This is a genomic window from Roseateles sp. GW823-FHT07B05 (assembly GCF_058794515.1).
In genome coordinates this window covers 255,913-273,319 of the sequence record NZ_JBXAGX010000006.1, presented here as the reverse complement: position 1 = coordinate 273,319, position 17,407 = coordinate 255,913, and the positions used below count along the sequence as shown (strand labels likewise).

At 72.9% G+C, this 17,407-nt stretch carries 18 protein-coding genes; 9 read left to right on the top strand and 9 right to left on the bottom strand.

Annotated elements, in window-relative coordinates; genetic code table 11:
• Positions 1–126: 126 nt before the first annotated feature.
• Positions 127–1,071, bottom strand: a complete 945-nt coding sequence (locus tag AC1Q7O_RS15550; RefSeq protein WP_492658006.1) for a serine/threonine protein kinase — start codon at positions 1,069–1,071, stop codon at positions 127–129.
• 181 nt (positions 1,072–1,252) lie between these two features.
• Between AC1Q7O_RS15550 and AC1Q7O_RS15545 the strand changes: the two genes are divergently transcribed.
• Positions 1,253–2,221, top strand: a complete 969-nt coding sequence (locus tag AC1Q7O_RS15545) for an AEC family transporter (protein ID WP_492658005.1) — start codon at positions 1,253–1,255, stop codon at positions 2,219–2,221.
• On the opposite strand, the gene AC1Q7O_RS15540 is transcribed toward AC1Q7O_RS15545, so the two are convergent.
• Positions 2,184–3,542 carry a sensor histidine kinase gene (locus AC1Q7O_RS15540; protein ID WP_492658004.1) on the bottom strand — a complete coding sequence of 453 codons (1,359 nt, stop codon included), beginning with the start codon at positions 3,540–3,542 and terminating at the stop codon, positions 2,184–2,186. The two genes, AC1Q7O_RS15545 and AC1Q7O_RS15540, sit on opposite strands and share 38 nt — an antisense overlap.
• Positions 3,539–4,879 (bottom strand): sigma-54-dependent transcriptional regulator, encoded by a 1,341-nt coding sequence (locus tag AC1Q7O_RS15535; protein WP_492658003.1) that lies wholly within the window; start codon positions 4,877–4,879, stop codon positions 3,539–3,541. Before AC1Q7O_RS15535 ends, AC1Q7O_RS15540 begins: the two co-directional genes overlap by 4 nt.
• A gap of 28 nt (positions 4,880–4,907) precedes the next feature.
• Here AC1Q7O_RS15535 and AC1Q7O_RS15530 point away from each other — a divergent pair, with 28 nt between their 5' ends.
• Entirely contained in the window at positions 4,908–7,190 is a 2,283-nt protein-coding gene (locus AC1Q7O_RS15530; RefSeq protein WP_492658002.1) for an FdhF/YdeP family oxidoreductase, read from the top strand.
• On the top strand, positions 7,180–7,410 hold the full coding sequence (locus AC1Q7O_RS15525; RefSeq protein WP_492658001.1) for a hypothetical protein: 231 nt from the start codon (positions 7,180–7,182) through the stop codon (positions 7,408–7,410). The genes AC1Q7O_RS15530 and AC1Q7O_RS15525 overlap by 11 nt, the downstream gene beginning before the upstream one ends.
• On the opposite strand, the gene AC1Q7O_RS15520 is transcribed toward AC1Q7O_RS15525, so the two are convergent.
• Positions 7,387–8,061 (bottom strand): Crp/Fnr family transcriptional regulator, encoded by a 675-nt coding sequence (locus AC1Q7O_RS15520; protein ID WP_492658000.1) that lies wholly within the window; start codon positions 8,059–8,061, stop codon positions 7,387–7,389. The genes AC1Q7O_RS15525 and AC1Q7O_RS15520 overlap by 24 nt on opposite strands.
• An 82-nt stretch (positions 8,062–8,143) precedes the next feature.
• Between AC1Q7O_RS15520 and AC1Q7O_RS15515 the strand changes: the two genes are divergently transcribed.
• Genes AC1Q7O_RS15515 through AC1Q7O_RS15505 form a run of 3 tightly spaced genes read left to right on the top strand, consistent with a single transcriptional unit; the run spans position 8,144 to position 10,372 of the window.
• Positions 8,144–8,899 carry a class II aldolase/adducin family protein gene (locus AC1Q7O_RS15515; protein ID WP_492657999.1) on the top strand — a complete coding sequence of 252 codons (756 nt, stop codon included), beginning with the start codon at positions 8,144–8,146 and terminating at the stop codon, positions 8,897–8,899.
• Positions 8,900–8,903: 4 nt separating this feature from the next.
• Entirely contained in the window at positions 8,904–9,761 is an 858-nt protein-coding gene (locus AC1Q7O_RS15510; protein ID WP_492657998.1) for a bile acid:sodium symporter family protein, read from the top strand.
• Positions 9,758–10,372, top strand: a complete 615-nt coding sequence (locus AC1Q7O_RS15505; RefSeq protein ID WP_492657997.1) for a glutathione S-transferase family protein — start codon at positions 9,758–9,760, stop codon at positions 10,370–10,372. Before AC1Q7O_RS15510 ends, AC1Q7O_RS15505 begins: the two co-directional genes overlap by 4 nt.
• Positions 10,373–10,406: 34 nt before the next feature.
• Here AC1Q7O_RS15505 and AC1Q7O_RS15500 read toward each other — a convergent pair whose 3' ends face one another.
• The 3 genes from AC1Q7O_RS15500 to AC1Q7O_RS15490 form a co-directional block, all read right to left on the bottom strand.
• A complete protein-coding gene (locus AC1Q7O_RS15500; RefSeq protein WP_492657996.1) occupies positions 10,407–10,715 on the bottom strand; it encodes a hypothetical protein in 309 nt (102 codons plus the stop codon).
• A gap of 27 nt (positions 10,716–10,742) precedes the next feature.
• Complete coding sequence (locus AC1Q7O_RS15495) at positions 10,743–12,269, bottom strand: Do family serine endopeptidase (protein ID WP_492657995.1); 1,527 nt, start codon at positions 12,267–12,269, stop codon at positions 10,743–10,745.
• Between the two features lie 108 nt (positions 12,270–12,377).
• Positions 12,378–13,139, bottom strand: a complete 762-nt coding sequence (locus AC1Q7O_RS15490; protein WP_492657994.1) for an SDR family NAD(P)-dependent oxidoreductase — start codon at positions 13,137–13,139, stop codon at positions 12,378–12,380.
• 222 nt (positions 13,140–13,361) lie between these two features.
• On the opposite strand from AC1Q7O_RS15490, the gene AC1Q7O_RS15485 reads away from it, so the two are divergent.
• The 3 genes from AC1Q7O_RS15485 (at position 13,362) to AC1Q7O_RS15475 (ending at position 15,269) form a co-directional block, all read left to right on the top strand.
• Positions 13,362–14,243: an AraC family transcriptional regulator gene (locus tag AC1Q7O_RS15485; RefSeq protein WP_492657993.1), complete on the top strand. Its 882-nt coding sequence runs from the start codon at positions 13,362–13,364 to the stop codon at positions 14,241–14,243.
• 39 nt (positions 14,244–14,282) lie between these two features.
• Positions 14,283–14,765 (top strand): MOSC domain-containing protein, encoded by a 483-nt coding sequence (locus AC1Q7O_RS15480; RefSeq protein ID WP_492662721.1) that lies wholly within the window; start codon positions 14,283–14,285, stop codon positions 14,763–14,765.
• Between the two features lie 120 nt (positions 14,766–14,885).
• The gene (locus tag AC1Q7O_RS15475) at positions 14,886–15,269 is read left to right on the top strand and encodes a hypothetical protein (RefSeq protein WP_492657991.1); all 384 of its coding nucleotides are present in this window, start codon (positions 14,886–14,888) and stop codon (positions 15,267–15,269) included.
• On the opposite strand, the gene AC1Q7O_RS15470 is transcribed toward AC1Q7O_RS15475, so the two are convergent.
• Both AC1Q7O_RS15470 and AC1Q7O_RS15465 read right to left on the bottom strand, forming a co-directional pair.
• The gene (locus AC1Q7O_RS15470) at positions 15,217–16,713 is read right to left on the bottom strand and encodes an aminotransferase-like domain-containing protein (RefSeq protein ID WP_492657990.1); all 1,497 of its coding nucleotides are present in this window, start codon (positions 16,711–16,713) and stop codon (positions 15,217–15,219) included. The two genes, AC1Q7O_RS15475 and AC1Q7O_RS15470, sit on opposite strands and share 53 nt — an antisense overlap.
• On the bottom strand, positions 16,713–17,297 hold the full coding sequence (locus AC1Q7O_RS15465; protein ID WP_492657989.1) for a LysE family translocator: 585 nt from the start codon (positions 17,295–17,297) through the stop codon (positions 16,713–16,715). Before AC1Q7O_RS15465 ends, AC1Q7O_RS15470 begins: the two co-directional genes overlap by 1 nt.
• Positions 17,298–17,407 lie beyond the last annotated feature (110 nt).

Here is a 17,407-nt window from a genome sequence, read left to right as displayed (position 1 = left end):
CGGTGCGAGGAGTGGGCAGGGGCGCGGGTCGCCGCGTGGGCCTCGAAGGGCGGGCCATGGGAGCCTCCAGGAGTGGGGGCCGCATTGTTGCCCAGCGCCGTGGCCGGCGCATCCACGGAAGCCCGGTCAGGTGTGCGCGGCGCCCAGCCAGCGCTTCCACCACGGCCGCGGGCGGCCGGGCTCGGCCAGCGGCATGGGCGCCGAGGCGCTGCGCTGCGGGCTCTGGCCCAGCCAGTCGCGCAGCTCGTCGGCCATGCCCTCGGCGCCGCGCGTGCGCAGCTCGGGCGATTCGGCGGTGGCCGAGCGCAGCAGCGCATCCAGCTTGAGCTGCTGCGATTCGCGCAGCGTGGGCCACTGGTCGGCCGCGCTGCCGCGCAGCGGAGCCAGGCCGCGGGGGGTGTCTTCCCAGCCGCAGATCAGCACGCGCGCGAAGGCGCCCAGCCCGTAGACCTCGCTGGCCAGCGTGGGCGGTTCGCCGACGCGGCGCTCGGGCGCGACGAAGGCGGGCGCCGCGCCCAGGCTCAGGCCGCGGTCGAACGGGTCGGTGGGGTCGGGGATGCGCGCCAGGCCCAGGCCCATCAGGCGCACATCGCCCTCATGGCCCAGCCAGATCATGGCCGGGTCCAGCTCGGCCAGCAGCCAGCCCTGCTGGTGGGCCGAGCGCAGCGCCTCGCACAGCTGCACCAGCAGCTCGATGCGCTGGCGCAGGCTGAGCTGGTGCAGTTGCGGCAGCAGCGGCTCGCCGTGCGAGCCTTCGATGATGAGGTAAGGGTGGGCGTCGGGCGTGACGCCGCTGTCGCTGGGCACGGCGATGTGCGGGTGCTGCAGCGAGGCGAGGTCGCCGGCCTGGTCGGCATAGCGCAGCATGACGCCGGCGCCCTGGTCGCTGCGGTCCAGCACCAGCACGGCCGCCTTCTGCTCGGTGGCCATCGCGTGGTGCGCGCCGTACCACTGGCCCGCGTGCGCCTGCTCGCCGTCGGGCAGCGGCTTCTCCAGCCGCCACACGCCCAGCGCCTGGCCTTCGTCCAGCGGAGCGGCGGCTGCAGGTGGCGGCAGAGACAGGTTGGGCATTCGCATCACCACATATTAGGGGTGACCCGGAGTGACCCGCCATCCCACGCTGTCACAAAGCCGGGGGCTGCGCGCATTCGCTCACGGCGATGCCGGCACGGCCCCAGGCCGAACGCCGGGCGGGCCGGGCTCCGGGATACTGAGACCGGGCCTGCAATCCCCGTACCCGGCCACCCCCCTCATGCTCGCCGTCCTCGCCACGACCTTTCCGTTCTTCGCGCTGGTGCTGTGCGGCTGGCTGGCCGCCGAGCGCGGCTGGCTGCCCGACAGCGCCATCCCGGGCCTGAACGGCTTCGTGCTGTTCTTCGCGCTGCCCTGCCTGCTGTTCCGCTTCGGGCGCGACACGCCGCTGCTGCAGCTGCTGAACCCGGCGCTGCTGGGCGTCTACCTCGTGTCGGCCTTGCTGATCGTGTTCTTCACGGTGGCCGTCACGCTGTCGCCGCGCGTGGGCATGAAGGACGCCGCCCTGGGCGCGCTGGTGGCCGCCTTCCCCAACACCGGCTTCATGGGCGTGCCGCTCATCGTCGCGCTGCTGGGGGCACCGGCCGGCGGCGTCGTCGTCAGCACCATCCTGGCCGACCTGTTCGTCACCAGCTCGCTGTGCATCGCGCTGGCCCAGGCCGGCACCAACCTGCGCGCCGAGCGCGCCGCCTTCGTGCAGGCGCTGAAGGCGGCCGGCTCCAACCCGCTGCCGTGGTCCATCGGCGTGGGCGCCGTGGTGGGCGGGCTGGGCCTGGCGCTGCCGGGGCCGGTGAACAAGACGGTGGCCATGCTGGCCGAGGCCGCGTCGCCGGTGGCGCTGTTCACCATCGGCGCGGTGCTGAGCCGCTCGGGCCGGGCCAACCGCGCGGCCGGGCGGGTCACGCCGCCGTCGCTGTACCTGCCGGTCGCGGCCATCAAGCTGCTGGTGCACCCGGCGCTGGTGTTCGCGCTGGCGGCGGCGGCCCGGTGGGTGGGGGCGCCGCTGTCGCAGGGCCAGGTGGTGGCGCTGACGCTGGCGGCCGCGCTGCCCGGCGCCAGCAATGTGTCGCTGCTGGCCGAGCGCTACGGCGCCGACAACGGCCGCATCGCGCGCATCATCCTGGCGTCCACGGCGCTGGCGTTCCTGACGTTCAGCGGGCTGGCGGCGCTGTTGATCTCGGCAGGCTGACCACCACGCGCAGCCCGCCGCCATCGCGGTTGGCCAGCGCGACGCGCCCGTCGTGCGCCTCGGCGATCTCGCGCACCAGTGCCAGGCCCAGGCCCGTGCCGCCCTTGGCTTCACCATTCAAGCCGGGCTCCGACCGCTTGGTGGAATAGAACGGCAGCAGCGCCTGCGCCAGCACCGCCTCGCTCATGCCGGGGCCGCGGTCCAGCACTTCGATGCGCTGCTCGCCGCCCGCCACGCTCATCCGCAGCGCGATCTCGCCCGCGTCGCTGCCCGACTCGTGCGCGTTCTTGACGAGGTTCAGCAGCGCCTGCTCCACCTGTGCCGCATCGAACCAGCCCGGCTCAGCCGGCAGGTCGCCGTCGACGCGGAACTCGGCCAGCGTGCCCAGCCGCGCCAGGAACGCCGGCCAGTCCACTGCCTCGCGGCGCGGCGCCGGCAGCTTGGCGAAGCTGGCGTAGCCGCTCAGGAAGCCGTGCAGGTGCGCCGCGCGCGAGGCTATGCTGGCCAGCACCTGTGGCAGCCGCGTCGTGTCTCCACGGCGGGCCAGCTCGGCGCCGCTGTGCGCCAGCGACGAGATCGGCGCCAGCGAGTTGTTCAGCTCGTGGCTCAGCACGCGGATGACGCGCTTCCACGTCGCCACCTCGGCGCGCGACAGCTCGCGCGTCATGCGGCGCAGCAGCCGCAGCCGGTGCGGCCGGCCCTGCAGCCGGAACGAGCGCGTGCTGTGGTGGAAGGTCTCCTCCGAGCCGTCGGGCAGAGTCACCGTGAACAGGCGGTCGCCGTCGCCGGCCAGCGCCTCGCGCAGCGTCTCGGGCAGGCCGGCGATGACGGCGGCGAAGTCCAGGCCCACCAGGCTGCGGCCGTCGCCCAGCAGCTGGCGTGCGGCCAGGTTGGCGATGGCGATGCGCTCGCTGGGCGCCGTCAGCACCAGCGCGACGGGCGTGTTCTGCACCACGGTGTCCAGCAGCAGCTCGCGCTGCGCCAGGTGCTGGCGCTGCTCGCGCAGGGCCAGGCCCATGTCGGCGTGCAGCCGCGCCAGCGCGGCCAGCTCGCGCGGGCCGTCAGGGGCGAGGTTGAAGCTGAAGTCGCCGTCGCGGTAGCTCAGCACGGCGCCCTCCAGCGCCCGCGTCAGCCGCTGCAGCGGCGCCAGCCAGCGCGCGGCCAGCCAGGCCAGCAGCGGCAGCATGACGGCCACCGCCACGCCCAGCGCCGCGGCGTCCCCCAGCCCCAGCCGCCGCACGCCCAGGATGACCAGCGGCGGCACGGCCGCCGCCGTGGCCAGCGCCAGCAGCGCGCGGGTGCGCAGCGACAGGCCGTTCACGGCGCGATGCCGTAGCGTTCCAGCCGCCGGTACAGCGCCTGGCGCGACAGGCCCAGCTGCGTCGCGGCGCGGCTCACGTTGCCGGCGGCAGCGCCCAGCGCCGCGACGACGGCGTCGCGGCTGGGTTCGTCGAGGTTGCGGTACGCGGCACCGCCGCCGGGTGCGTCGTCCAGCCCCAGCAGGGCGGGCGTGATCTCGCCGCCGCCACCCAGCAGCGCGGCGCGCTCCACGGCGTTCTTCAGCTCACGCACATTGCCCGGCCAGCGGTGCGCCAGCAGCGCGTCACGCGCCGCGTCGCCCAGCCGCGCGCGGCCGGCCAGGAAATGCTCGGCCAGCGGCAGCACGTCGTCGCGCCGCTCGGCCAGCGCGGGCAGTTTCAGCTCGATGAGGTTGAGGCGGTAGAACAAGTCCTCGCGGAAGGCGCCGGCCTTCACCATCGCACGCAGGTCGGCGTTCGTCGCGCTCAGCACGCGCACGCGGGTCTGGCGCGTCTTGCTGCTGCCCAGCCGCTCGAACTGCCCGGTCTCCAGCACGCGCAGCAGCTTCACCTGGCCGGCCAGCGGCAGGTTGGCTATCTCGTCCAGGAACAGCGTGCCGCCGTCCGCCGCCTCGAAGCGGCCCACGCGCGCCTTGGCCGCGCCGGTGTAGGCGCCGCTGTCACTGCCGAACAGCTCGGCCTCGATGAGGTCCGCCGGCAGCGCGCCGCAGTTCAGCGCGACGAACGGGCCGCTCCTGGCCGCCGAGTTGGCATGCACGAAGGCCGCGATGCGCTCCTTGCCGGCGCCGTTGGGCCCGGTGATCAGCACCGGCACCGGCGCCGCGGCGATCTGGCCGGCCAGCTCCAGCAGGTTGAGCGTCGCATCGGCGTCGAACACCAGGCCGGCCATGTCGTGGCACCGCGCCAGCGACGCCTTGCGCTGCCGCCGCGCCTCGCGCAGCTGCGCCACCTCGCGGCTGGCCTCGCCCAGCTCCAGCAGGTTCTCCACCGTGGCCACGAGCTTGGCGTCGTCCCAGGGCTTGGCGAGGTAGTCCGCCGCGCCGGCCTTGACCAGTGCGACGGCCGCGTCCAGCCGGGTCCAGGCGGTCAGCAGGATGATGGGCAGGTCGGGCCGCTTCGCGCGGATGGCGCGGAACAGCGCCTCGCCTTCCTCACCCGACGTCGTGTCGGCCGTGAAGTTCATGTCCTGGATGACGAGGCCGAACGGCCGCGTCTCCAGCAGCGCCAGCCCCTCGGCCGGGCTGGCCGCCACGCTGGCCTCGATGTCGTGCAGGGACAGCAGCAGTTCCAGCGCCTGGCACACGCCGGGGTGGTCGTCGATGATCAGGACTCGTCGCATAGGCGGCGGAGGATAGTAGGCTGGCGCCATGAGCGAACAGAAGATCGAGCTGTATGACGGCCCCGCCGGGGGCTGGGGCGCGCTGAAGAGCGTGGCCAGGCACCTGAACGAGCAGGGCGTGCCGGTGAAGGGCGCCAAGACGCTGCTGCATGCCAACCAGGCCGACGGCTTCGACTGCCCCGGCTGCGCGTGGCCGGACCGCGACCACCGCTCCACCTTCGAGTTCTGCGAGAACGGCGCCAAGGCCGTGGCCGCCGAGGCGACGGCGCGGCGGGCCACGCCCGAGGTCATCGCCGCGAAGACCTTGAGCGAGTGGGCCGAGGTGTCGGACTACGAGCTGGAGGCCACCGGCCGGCTGACCGAGCCCATGGCCTACAACCCGCAGACGGACCGCTACGAGCGCACGAGCTGGGACGCCGCCTTCGCGTTGATCGCCAGCGAGCTGCGGGCGCTGCCGGACCCGAACGAGGCCATCTTCTACACGTCGGGCCGCACCAGCAACGAGGCCGCGTTCCTGTACCAGCTGTTCGTGCGCGAGTTCGGCACCAACAACTTCCCCGACTGCTCCAACATGTGCCACGAGCCCAGCGGCTCGGGGCTCAAGCCCACCATCGGCGTCGGCAAGGGCACGGTGACGCTGGCGGACTTCGAGCAGGCCGACTGCATCCTCGTGTTCGGCCAGAACCCCGGCACCAACCACCCGCGCATGCTGGGCGAGCTGCGCGCGGCCCGCAAGCGCGGCGCGCGCATCATCAGCTTCAACCCGCTGCGCGAGCGGGGCCTGGAGCGCTTTGCCGACCCGCAGAACGCGCTGGAGATGGCCACGCTGGGCGACTCGCCGATCAGCAGCCACTACTTCCAGCTCAAGGTGGGCGGCGACTTCGCGCTGCTCAAGGGCATGTGCAAGCGGGTCGTCGAGCGCGGGCTGCTGGACGAGGCCTTCATCGCCGAGCACACGACCGGCTTCGAGTCGTTCGTCGCCGAGCTGCGCGAGCAGCCATGGGAACCGCTTGTCGACGCCTCGGGCCTGACCCGCGAGCAGATCGAGCAGGCGGCCGATCTCTACGCCAGCAGCGAGCGCGTCATCGCCTGCTGGGGCATGGGCATCACGCAGCACCGGCATTCGGTGGCGACCATCCAGATGATCGTCAACCTGTTGCTGCTGCGAGGCAACCTGGGCCGGCCCGGCGCCGGTGCCTGCCCGGTGCGCGGCCACAGCAACGTGCAGGGCGACCGCACGATGGGCATCTACGAGAAGCCCGCGCCAGCCTTTCTCGACAAGCTGGGCGAGGTGTTCGGCTTCACGCCGCCGCGCGCGCACGGCTATGACACCGTTGGCGCCATCCAGGCCATGCTGGACGGCCGCGGCAAGGTCTTCATCGCGATGGGTGGCAACTTCGCCGCCGCCACGCCCGACACCGCCGCCACGTGGCGCGCGCTGCGCCAGTGCGAGCTGACCGTGCACATCACCACCAAGTTCAACCGCAGCCATGTCGTGCACGGCCGCCAGGCGCTGGTGCTGCCGGTGCTGGGCCGCACCGAGATCGACGTGCAGGCCACCGGCTCGCAGGGCGTCACGGTGGAAGACTCGATGAGCATGGTGCACCTGTCGCACGGCATGAACGCGCCGGCCAGCGAGCACCTGCTGTCCGAGCCCATGGTGGTGGCCCGCATGGCGGCGGCCACACTGCAGAACAGCCGCACGCCGTGGCTGGCGCTGGCGGGGGACTACGCCGCCATTCGCGACAAGATAGCAGCCGTGCTGCCCGACTTCGCCGGCTTCAACGAGAAGATCAAGGCCCCCGGCGGCTTCCGGCTGCGCAACACGGCCAGCGAGCGCGTCTGGGCCACGGCCAGCGGCCGCGCGGAGTTCAGCACGCATGCGTTGCCGACCGACCTGGCCGCCGAGCGCGTGGCCGAGCGCCACCGTGACCAACGCGTCTTCACGCTCACCACGCTGCGCTCGCACGACCAGTACAACACCACCATCTACGGCCACGACGACCGCTACCGCGGCGTCTACGGCCACCGCCGCGTCGTCTTCATCCACGCCGACGACCTGAAGGACCTGGGCCTGAAGGCCGGCGACTGGGTGGACATCACCAGCCTCTACATCGGCGAGGCCGGCGGCGACGTGCAGCAGCGCCGCGCCGAGCGCTTCCTGCTGGTGGCCTACGACATCCCGCGCGGCTGCCTGGCCAGCTACTACCCCGAGACCAACCCGCTGGTGCCGCTGGAGAGTTTTTCCATCACCGCGCGCACGCCCACCAGCAAGTCCATCCCGGTCGTGTTGACGCAGCATGCAGGCTGAACTGCTGCAGGTGTTGCGCGAGCTGGCGCCGGCCGGCGAGCCCGTGGCGCTGACGCGGCTGGCCAAGCGGCTGGACGAGCGCGTCAGCGTGCTGTTGCGCGAGCTGACCGCGCTCAGTGATGCACGCGTGGGCGGCGTGCCGGGGCCGGGCCTGGTGCAGCTGGCCTGCGACGACGCCGGCCGCTGGACGGTGCGGCTACTCGCCCAGCCGGTCCAGTAGCGCCGCGTCGACGATGTCGATGCTGCGGTAGCCCAGCTTCACGGCGCCGGCCTTGGCCAGCTCGCCGAGCTCCTTGCTCAGCGTCTGGCGCGTCAGGCCCAGCATCATCGCCAGCGCCTCCTGCGATACCGGCAGGTGCTGGCGCGCCTGCAATGCCTGCGTGGCGTCGCCGCGCGCCAGCAGCGCCAGCCGCCGGGCCAGCCGGGCGCGGGTGGGGCGCAGCGTGGCGTCCTCGACGATGCCGAACAGCGTGCGCAGTCGCCCGGCCATCAGCCGCGCCAGCGCGGTCGCGAACGCGGTGTCCTGCATGAAGCGCGCGAAGGCGTCGGCCGGCACGGCGAACACGGTGGTGGCGCCCATGGCCGTGGCGTCGTGCACGCGCGGGCCGCCGTCCAGCAGCGAGATCTCGCCGAACCAGTTGCCCGGCTCCAGCACGGCCAGGATGGACTCGGTGCCGTCCGCCGCCGTGCTGCTGGCCTTGATCGCACCGCTGCACACGGCATGCCAGTCCCCCGGCGCATCGCCCTGGCGGAATAGCACCTCGCCCGCGGCCAGGCGCTGCACGCGGCCGGCGGCCAGCACCGCGTCGGCCAGCGTGGCGGGCAGGGACGCGAACCACGGGTTGTCACGCAGGGCCAAGTATTCGGGCATGCCCTGAATTGTCCGGTTTCGGACAGATCGACAGGCCCCGCGCATGCCCCAATCGCCGCACAACCACTTGAAGGAGACAAGCATGACCTCGACCGTGCGCGACCAAGTCAGCCCCGAAGAATGGGCGCTGCGCGAAGACCTCGCCGCCTGCTACCGCCTCGTCGCGCTGATGGGCTGGGACGACCTCGTCTTCACCCACATCAGCGCGCGAGTGCCCGGCCCCGAGCATCACTTCCTCATCAATCCCTACGGGCTGATGTTCGACGAGATCACGGCCAGCAGCCTCGTGAAGGTGGACGGGCAGTGCAACAAGGTCATCGACTCGCCGTACCCGGTCAACCCGGCTGGTTTCGTCATCCACAGCGCCGTGCATGCGGCGCGGCATGACGTGCAGTGCGTGTTGCACACGCACACCACTGCCGGCGTGGCCGTCAGCGCGCAGGCGGGCGGCGTGCTGCCCATCTCGCAGCAGAGCACTTTCGTGCTGGCGTCGCTGGGCACGCATGGCTACGAGGGCGTGGCCTTCCGCCCCGACGAGGGCCCGCGCCTGCAGGCCGACCTGGGCGCCGCCACCTTCCTGCTGCTGAAGAACCACGGCCTGCTGACGGTGGGCCGGTCGGTGGCCGATGCCTTCCTGGCCATGCACACCTTCGAGGCCACCTGCCGCATCCAGCTCGCCGCGCAGAGCGGCGGCGGCGCGCTGACGCAAGTGGACCCCGCCATCCTGCGCGGCACCGCCGAGGCGATGCGCGTGCAGACCGGCGGCCTGGGCGGCGCGTTCGTGTGGCCGGCGCTGCTGCGCAAGCTGGACCGCCTGAACAGCAACTTCCGGGACTGAGGCCGTGACCGCTGCCGTGTTGACCAACGCGCTGCTCGGCGTGCTCGCCGTCGTCATGGCCGGCCTGGGCCTGTCGCTGACGCTGGACGACTTCCGCCGCTTGCGCGACCACCCGCTGGCCGCCGTGCTGGCGCTGGCCCTGCAGGTCATCGTGCTGCCGCTCGTGTGCGTGGCCGTCATCGCCGCGTTCAACCTGCCGCCGCTGTACGCCGTGGGCCTGATGCTGCTGGCCGCGTCGCCGGGCGGCATCACGGCCAACCTGTTCAGCCACCTGTTCGGCGGGCATGTCGCGATGAACCTGTCGCTGACGGCGTTGAATACCGTGCTGTCGCTAGGCACGCTGCCGCTGATCGCCAACTGGGCCATCGCGCACTACGCCGGTGGCGGGCAGGTGGTGCCGCTGCCGTGGCAGAAGCTGGCGGAGGTCATCGCCGTCATCGCCGTGCCGGTGCTGCTGGGCATGGCCGTGCGGCGCTCGCGGCCCGAACTTGCGGCACGGCTGGACAAGCCGGTGAAGGCGCTGTCCGCCGTGCTGCTGGTGGTGCTGACCGTGGCGGCCATCGCCAAGGAGCGCCAGGCGCTGATGGGCGCAGCCGGCGAGCTGGGCGGCGCCGTGCTGGCCTTCAACGTGCTGAGCCTGGCCGCCGGCTACGGCCTGGGCCGCGTCGCACGGCTGCCGCGTCCGCTGTGCATCGCCATAGCCTTCGAGGTGGGCGTGCACAACTCGACGCTGGCGCTGTACCTCGCGTTGGGTGTGCTGCAGCAGTTCCCCGTCGCGCTGCCGGCGGCGCTTTATTCCGTCAGCATGTATCTGACGGCACTGCTGTTCGGCCTGTGGCTGAGGCGACACTCGGCCGCATGAAACTGCTCGGCCGCCTCACCTCCATCAATGTGCGCAAGGTCATGTGGACCGCCGCGCAGCTCGACCTGGACCTGCCCCGCGAGGACTGGGGTGCGGGCTTTCGCTCGCCGCAGGAACCCGAGTACCTGGCGCTCAACCCCAACGGCCTGATCCCGGTGCTCGTCGACGGCGACTTCGCGCTGTGGGAGAGCAACAGCATCTGCCGCTACCTGGCCGCCAAGGCCGGCGCGACGACGCTGCTGCCCGCCGAGCCGCAGGCCCGCGCCCGCGTGGAGCAGTGGATGGACTGGCAGGCCGGCGAGCTGAACAACTCGTGGCGCGTGGCCTTCATGGCGCTGGTGCGCGGCCAGCCGGCGGCGCCCGAAGCTATCGCCGCCAGCGTGGCGAGCTGGAACCGCCACATGGCGATGCTGGACGCCCAGCTGGCGTGCACCGGTGCCCACGTCGTGGGTGACGACTTCACGCTGGTCGACATCGTGCTGGGCCTGTCTGCCCAGCGCTGGATGAATGCGCCCATCGACCGCGCCGACTTGCCGGCGGTGGCGGCGTGGATGCAGCGGCTGAGCGGCCGGCCGGGCTTCGCCGAGCTGGTCGACAACGGCATGCCCTGACCCTCGGCCGGTCACGGGCTTCGGCGCCGGCGTCTCACGACAGCAGTTGCGGGTTGCCGCTGACGATCGCCCAGTCCAGCCGGTCCTGCTGGTGGCTCAGCGCCAGTGCGGCGGCCACGTCCTTGTGCCCGGCGGCCAGGCTGCGCGCCTGCTGCTCCTGCAGCGCGCGGGCGTCCTGCAGCGCGTTGGCCTGGGGCAGGCTGAGCCGGCCCTGGCGCAGCGCGACGTCGATGCGATGGCCCTGGGCCAACGAGCGCGTGACGGCGGGCGAGGCCTCGGGGGCAGCGCCCGCGGCGGTCGCCAGCGCGAGCAGGAAGGCGGGGGAGAAACGGCGCGTGTTCATCGGCAACTCCTGAATTCAGCGGAACGGTCAGCCCAGCCGCACCGGCACGAAGATCTGCTGCCCGTCGCGCGCCACCAGCAGCGCCACCGACTTCGGCGAGTCCTTCATCGCCGCGCGCACCTCGTCCACGTCCTTCACCGGCTTGCCGTTCAGCGCCAGCAGCACGTCGCCGGGCTGCACGCCGGCCAGCTGCGCGGGGCCGCCCACGCGCTCGATCAGCAGGCCGTGGTCCAGCCCCGAGCCGCGCAGTTCCTGCGGCGCCAGCGGGCGCAGCGCCAGGCCCAGCTGCGCGCCCTGCGGCGCGGCGCTGGCTTCCTGGGCCTCCTTGTCGGCGCGGCCCAGTGCCACGGTCTCGCTGCTGCGCTTCTTGTCGCGCCACAGCTCCAGCTTGAGCTTGTCACCCGGCCGTGCCAGGCCCACGCGGCTGGACACGTCGCCGGCGATGCGCACCGGCTCGCCGTCGATGCCAGTGATGACGTCGCCCGCCTTCAGCCCGGCCTTGGCCGCCGCGCTGCCCGGCTGCACGCTGGACACCAGCGCACCGTCCGGCGCCTCCAGCCCGAACGACGAGGCCAGCGGCGCCGACAGGTCCTGCAACGTCACGCCCAGGCGGGCATGCTCCACCTTGCCGGTGGCGACGATCTGGTCCTTCACGCGCAGCGCCACGTCCACGGGGATGGAGAACGCCAGGCCCTGGAAGCCGCCGCTCTGCGAATAGATCTGCGCGTTGACGCCCACAACGCGGCCCGACGCGTCGAACAGCGGGCCACCGGAGTTGCCGGGGTTCACGGCCGCGTCGGTCTGGATGAAGGGCACCACGCTGTCGCCCGGCAGCGAGCGGCCCTTGGCGCTGACGATGCCCTGGGTGGCCGTCTGCTCGAAGCCGTAGGGCGCGCCGATGGCCAGCACGTAGTCGCCCACCTGCACCTGCTTGGGGTCACCCAGCTGCACGGTAGGCAGGTTCTTGGCGTCCAGCTTCAGCACGGCGATGTCGGTGGCCGGGTCGCTGCCCAGCACCTTGGCGGCGAACTCGCGGCGGTCGCTGAGCTTGACAGTCACCTGCTTGGCGTCGCGCACGACGTGGGCATTCGTCAGCACGATGCCGTCGGCGCTGATGATGAAGCCCGAGCCCTGGCCGCGGAACGGCTGGGCGCCCGGCTGCGGCAGGCGCAGCCCCGGCACGCCGCGGAAGAAGCGGAAGAACGGGTCCTCGCCACGCGCGGCGGGGCCGGCGTCGCCGTCGTCATCGTCGTTGCCCACCTTGTGCAGGCCGGCCACGGTGATGCCGACGACGGCCGGGCCCTGCGTCTGCACGATGGCGCGGTAGTTGGGCACCAGCGCAGGGGGTAGCGCGGCGGCGGGTGAGGGCGCCGGGGTGGCGGCGGCCGCGGGCACGACGGCGGTCGGCGCGGCGCTGCCGGTGGCAGCCTCGGTGGCGGGCGACTTCTGCAGGCCCGGCAGCGTCCAGCCGGAGGCGGTGGTGGTCAGCGTCACGCCCGCGGCCAGCAGCGCGGCAGCGGCGGCGGTCAGGGTCAGCTTGGCGGTCTGGGTCATGTCGGCTCCTTGAGCAACAGGCTGCGGTGCAGCCGATGCCCTGGACTCTAGGAAGCCCAGGTGAGCGCTCGATGAGGCGAAGGTGAGGCGAAAGTTAGGGCCGGCGGCTCAGTGGACCTCCGACAGCAGGCCGTCGTCGCGCAGGCGCCGCGGCGCCGGGCGGGGCGCGGCCCACAGCGCCTGCAGCCGGGCCAGCGCGGCCGTCTCGTGCAGGCCCTCGGCCAGCAGGTGAGCCAGGCTGGTGACGAACTGCGTGCGCGGCACCGCGTCGGGCCGGGCCGCGGCCTCGGCGCTCATGCGCTCGGCGCGGGACGGGCGCGCCACGTCGATGACCTCGATGCCCGCGCGGGCCCAGCCCTTGCGCACCGACATGGCGCTCGCATGAAGGCCGCCGCTGCCCGCCGCCCAGGCGGCCAGCCCGCCGGCCCGGGGCTGTGCCGCCGGCCCGACGGACAGCGTCATCACCGCGCTGTGCGTGCGCTTGCGCAGGTGCGGCATCAGCGCGCAGGCCAGGTGCTGCATGCCCAGCCGGTGCGCTTCCGCGCGGTGCGCCGCCGTGTCGTCGTCCAGCAGCGCGCGCAGCCCGGGCAGGTGGGTCACGGGGAAGGCGATCGCGATGTCCAGCAGCAGGTTCAGGCCCGGGCAGCGCGCGGCCACCTGCTCGGCGAAGGCGGCGACGCTCCACGGGTCGGCCAGCGCCAGCTCCACCGCCTGCAGGCCGGGGCAGGCCCGCGCGGCGGCCTGCGCCGCGCCCGGCTCGGCGTCGAAGACGAGCACCTCGTTGCCCAGCCGCTGCAGCAGCCCGGCCACGCCGCGCCCGATGCCGCGGGCGCCGCCGGCGACGAGGATGGTGTTGCCTTGCATGTTCATGGGGACCTCCTTGCGAGGCCCGCATTGAAGCGGCCCGAGGCGATTTCGGGCAGCCAATTCCGGTCATGTGATTGCACGATCCTCGCAGGCTGCGGCCGGGCCGGGTGCGCCGCGGCTGGCGCGCCGGGCTCGGTAGCCCAAAAGCGTCAGGCTCTTGCACGAATCGCTCAATCCGGGCCTCGCGCGCTTGAGCAAGCCCGGCCCAGCAGGTAGCGTGCCGTCATGGGCTCGCTCGAAGAATTGAAGGACCTGATCCGGCGCCACGCCAGTGCGAAGACGGGCAAGGTCGACGTGTTTGCCGTGGCCGCCGAGGCCCCCACCGAGCTGCAGCACCATGTGCTGGAGCCGGCCTTCGCCGTCGTTGCGCAGGGCGCCAAGCGCGCCATGCTGGGCGACCAGATCTTCGACTACCGCGAGGGCCAGTTCCTCGTCGTCGGCGTGGACCTGCCCGTGGCCGGCTGCGTGACCGAGGCCAGCCCCGAGCTGCCCTACCTCGCCGCGGGCCTGACGCTGCAGGCGTCCATCATCTCGTCGCTGCTGCTGGAGATGGCCCCGGCCGACATCGCCGCCACCGAGGCCACCGGCTTTGCCGTCAGCGATGCGCCCGCCGACCTGCTGGACACCGTCGTGCGGCTGCTGCGTCTGAAGGACTCGCCGCGCGACGCCCACGTGCTGCGCCCACTGGTGGAGCGCGAGCTGGTGTGGCGGCTGCTGCACGGGCCGCAGGGCGCGATGGTGCGGCAGATCGGCCTGGCCGACAGCCGGCTGTCGCAGATCGGGCGGGCCATCCGCTTCATCCGCGCGCACCACACCGAGCCCATCTCCATCCCGATGCTGGCCGACATGGTGGCCATGAGCGAGTCGTCCTTCCACCGCCACTTCCGCGGCGCGACGACGATGAGCCCGCTGCAGTACCAGAAGCTGATCCGGTTGCAGGAGGCGCGGGCGCGCATCCTGGCCGATGCCGGCGACGTGGCCGCCATCGGCTACAGCGTGGGCTACGACAGCCCGTCGCAGTTCAGCCGCGAGTACAGCCGCCTGTTCGGCGCGCCGCCGGGGCGCGACAAGGCGCGGCTGGGCCAGCGCGCCACGACGGGCGGCTGACTGCGGTAGCGTCGCGGCATGAAGACCCTGCGCGACCTCATGACCCCGCCCGCCCACATCCAGGGCCGCGTCGACGCCATCGTCGTGCGCGGCGCGCCGCGCGAGCGGGCGCGGCTGGTGCCACAGACGATGGCGCTGGCCGGCATAGGCCTGGCCGACGACCGCCTGGGCCAGCGCGGCGAGGCGGAGCTGTCGACGCGCCAGGTCACGCTGATCCAGTACGAACACCTGCCGCTGATCGCGGCGTTCGCGCGCAGTGGGCCGCTGGACCCCGTCGACCTGCGGCGCAACCTCGTCGTGTCGGGCATCAACCTGCTGTCGCTGAAGAACGCGCGGCTGCGGGTGGGTGACGCGCTGATCCAGCTCGTCGGCCCCTGCGCGCCGTGCTCGCGCATGGAGGAGGTCATCGGACCAGGCGGTTATGCCGCGATGCGCGGCCACGGCGGCATGACGGCGCGCATCCTGGAGGGCGGCGCCATCCGCGTGGGCGACGCGGTGAGCGTGGCGCCGCCGGCGGCCTGACGGCGAAACAGCGCGCAACTGTCGCAGCCGCGGGTTTCAGCCAGCGCTTTTGCCGCGCCTCTCGAAGCATCGCGACACATCCGCCGCCGGGGCGTCACGGCGGTGTTGCACACTGTCGCGATGACTCTGGATATCGATGACTCCCTGCCCCCGCTGACGCCCGAACAGACGCTGACCGGCTGGCGCCGCGAGCTGTGCGTGGAACTGCTGGGCGACGGCCGGGCGCGCATCTTTTTGCGTGCGATGGAAGCGCCCTCGCTGAAGGCGACGGAGCTGCAGCGCGGCGTGCTGTTCCATCGCGTGGCCTCCACGTTCACCGACCTAGCGGGCTGCGTGGCCGCCGCGCGGCCTCCGCTGGAGCGGCTGGCCGGCACCGCCGTGCGGCAGCAGCCGTCGGCCGACAACCTGTTTGCCGCGGTGACCTATGACCGCAGCGCGTGGGAGGGCGTCGTCAGCGCCGTCGAGGACTGGCAGCGCCGGCGGCGTCCGGCCGCGGTGCGCTGAGCGGCAGCGGGCCGCGGGCGCGCTCCAGCACCAGCCGTGCGCTGGTGGCGGCGCCCAGCTGCTCGCGCAGGAACTCCGCCAGCCGCGGCTGCTGGCTGAAGGCGACGTTGAAGCGCAGGTGCGGGTCGGCCGCACCGTCGGCCGCGAACGTGGCGCCGCGCACCAGCAGGATGCCGCGCCGGAACGCCTCCTTGACGAGCCCGTCCACGTCCACGCCCGCCGGCAGCGCGCCCCACAGGAACAGGCCGCCTTCGCCGGCGTGCTCCAGCGGCATGCCGGCCTCGCGCAGCTGGCGCGCGGCGCTGACGCGGGCGGCGCCCAGGCGCTGCTGCAGCCGGTCCAGGTGCTTGCGCCAGCGGCCCGCGGCCAGCACCTCCAGCATGACGAACTCGTTGAGCGCGGCCGTCGTCAGCACCGACAGGATCTTCTCGCGCATCAGCGGCTTCAGCAGCTCGGGCTCGGCGGCCATGTAGCCCAGCCGCAGCGCGGGGCTCATGGCCTTGGCGAAGCTGGAGTAGTAGATGACGCCGTCCAGCCCCGACAGCTGCGCCAGCCGCGTCGGCGTGCCAGGGTGGAAGTGGCCCTGCACATCGTCCTCGGCGATCAGCACGTGGTGGCGCTGCGCCAGCATCAGCACGCGGTGCAGGTTGGCGGCGCTGCTGCCCCAGCCGGTGGGGTTGTGCAGCACGCTCTGGATGAACAGCAGCCGCGGGCGGTGCTGCGTGCAGGCAGCGTCCAGCGCGTCGAGGTCGATGCCGTCGTGGCGGCGCGGCACCGGCACGATGGTCACGCCGGCCTGGCGCAGGCGGTCGAACAGCAGGAAGTAGCCGGGCGTCTCCACCGCCACCGTGTCGCCCGGGCGCAGGAAGGCGCGGCAGATCAGGTCGATGGCGTGGGTGCCGCCGTAGGTCGTCAGCACGCGGCCGGCGTCCACCGCCACGCCCTGGCCGCGCAGCAGCATGGCGATGCGCTCGCGCAGCTCCGGCAGGCCCTGCGGCGGGCAGCGCGAGGCCATGCCGGCCGTGGCCCGCGCCAGGCCGCGCTGCACGGCGGCGGCGGGCACGGCATCTTCCAGCCACGTGGCGGGCAGCGCGCCGCTGCTGGCCAGCAGCACGCCGGCCTTCTGGTCGTTGGCCTGCTGGGCCAGCCACACGGCTTCCTGCTCCTCGCCGGCCTCCACGCGCGTGGCGTCGGGCATCGCGTTGGCGGGGCTGTCGGCGACGAAGAAGCCGGCGGTGCCGCGCGAGTCGATGAGGCCGGCGGCGACGAGGCGGTCGTACGCGCTGACGACCGTGTTGGGGCTGACGCCCAGCTGCGCGGCGAGCTGGCGGATGGAGTTCAGCCGCGCGCCGGGCGGCAGCTGTGCGCTCTGGATGAGCGCGTGCAGGCGCTGCTCGATCTGGTCGGCCAGCGGGGTGGAGGAATCGCGGTCCAGCGAGAACATCAGCGCAACAGCAGCAAGGCCAGCACAGCCAGGGAGACGGCCATGATGGCATTGAACACACGCCGCCGCAGCGGGCTCTTCAGGAAGCGGCCTATCCACGCGCCGAACAGCGCCCACATCGAGATGCACGGGAAGCCGACGAGCGCGCCGACCAGGCTGACGAGCACGGCGCCTTCGACGATGCCGAGGCCGACGGGCATGAAGACCGACGCGATGGTGATGGCCTTGATCCAACTCTTGGGGTTGACGGCCTGGAACAGCGCGGCCTCCAGGAAGCGCACCTGCGCGGGCGGCCGGTCCTGCGCGGCGGGCGCGCCGGCCAGCTTCCAGGCCAGCACCAGCATGTAGGCCGTGCCCGCCAGCTTGAGCGCCGCATGCAGCGCCGGCCAGGCCAGGAACAGCGCGCCCAGGCCCAGGCAGGTCACGAGGGTCTGCACCGCGCCGCCGGCGTTGATGCCCAGGATGGCCGGCAGCGTGCGCCGGTAGCCGTGGTGCGCGCCGCTGGCCACCAGCATCATGTTGTTGGGGCCCGGCGTGCCGGACATCAGCGTGCAGTAGGTCAGCAGGGGCAGCAGTTCGTTCATGCCGCCATTGCAGCGGCTGCCGGGGCGGGCGGGAAGGGACAGCGGTGCGGGGCGCGCGGGGCGCTGTATCAGCGCGGGGAGCCATACAGCCAGCCGGGGCGTCAGGGCGA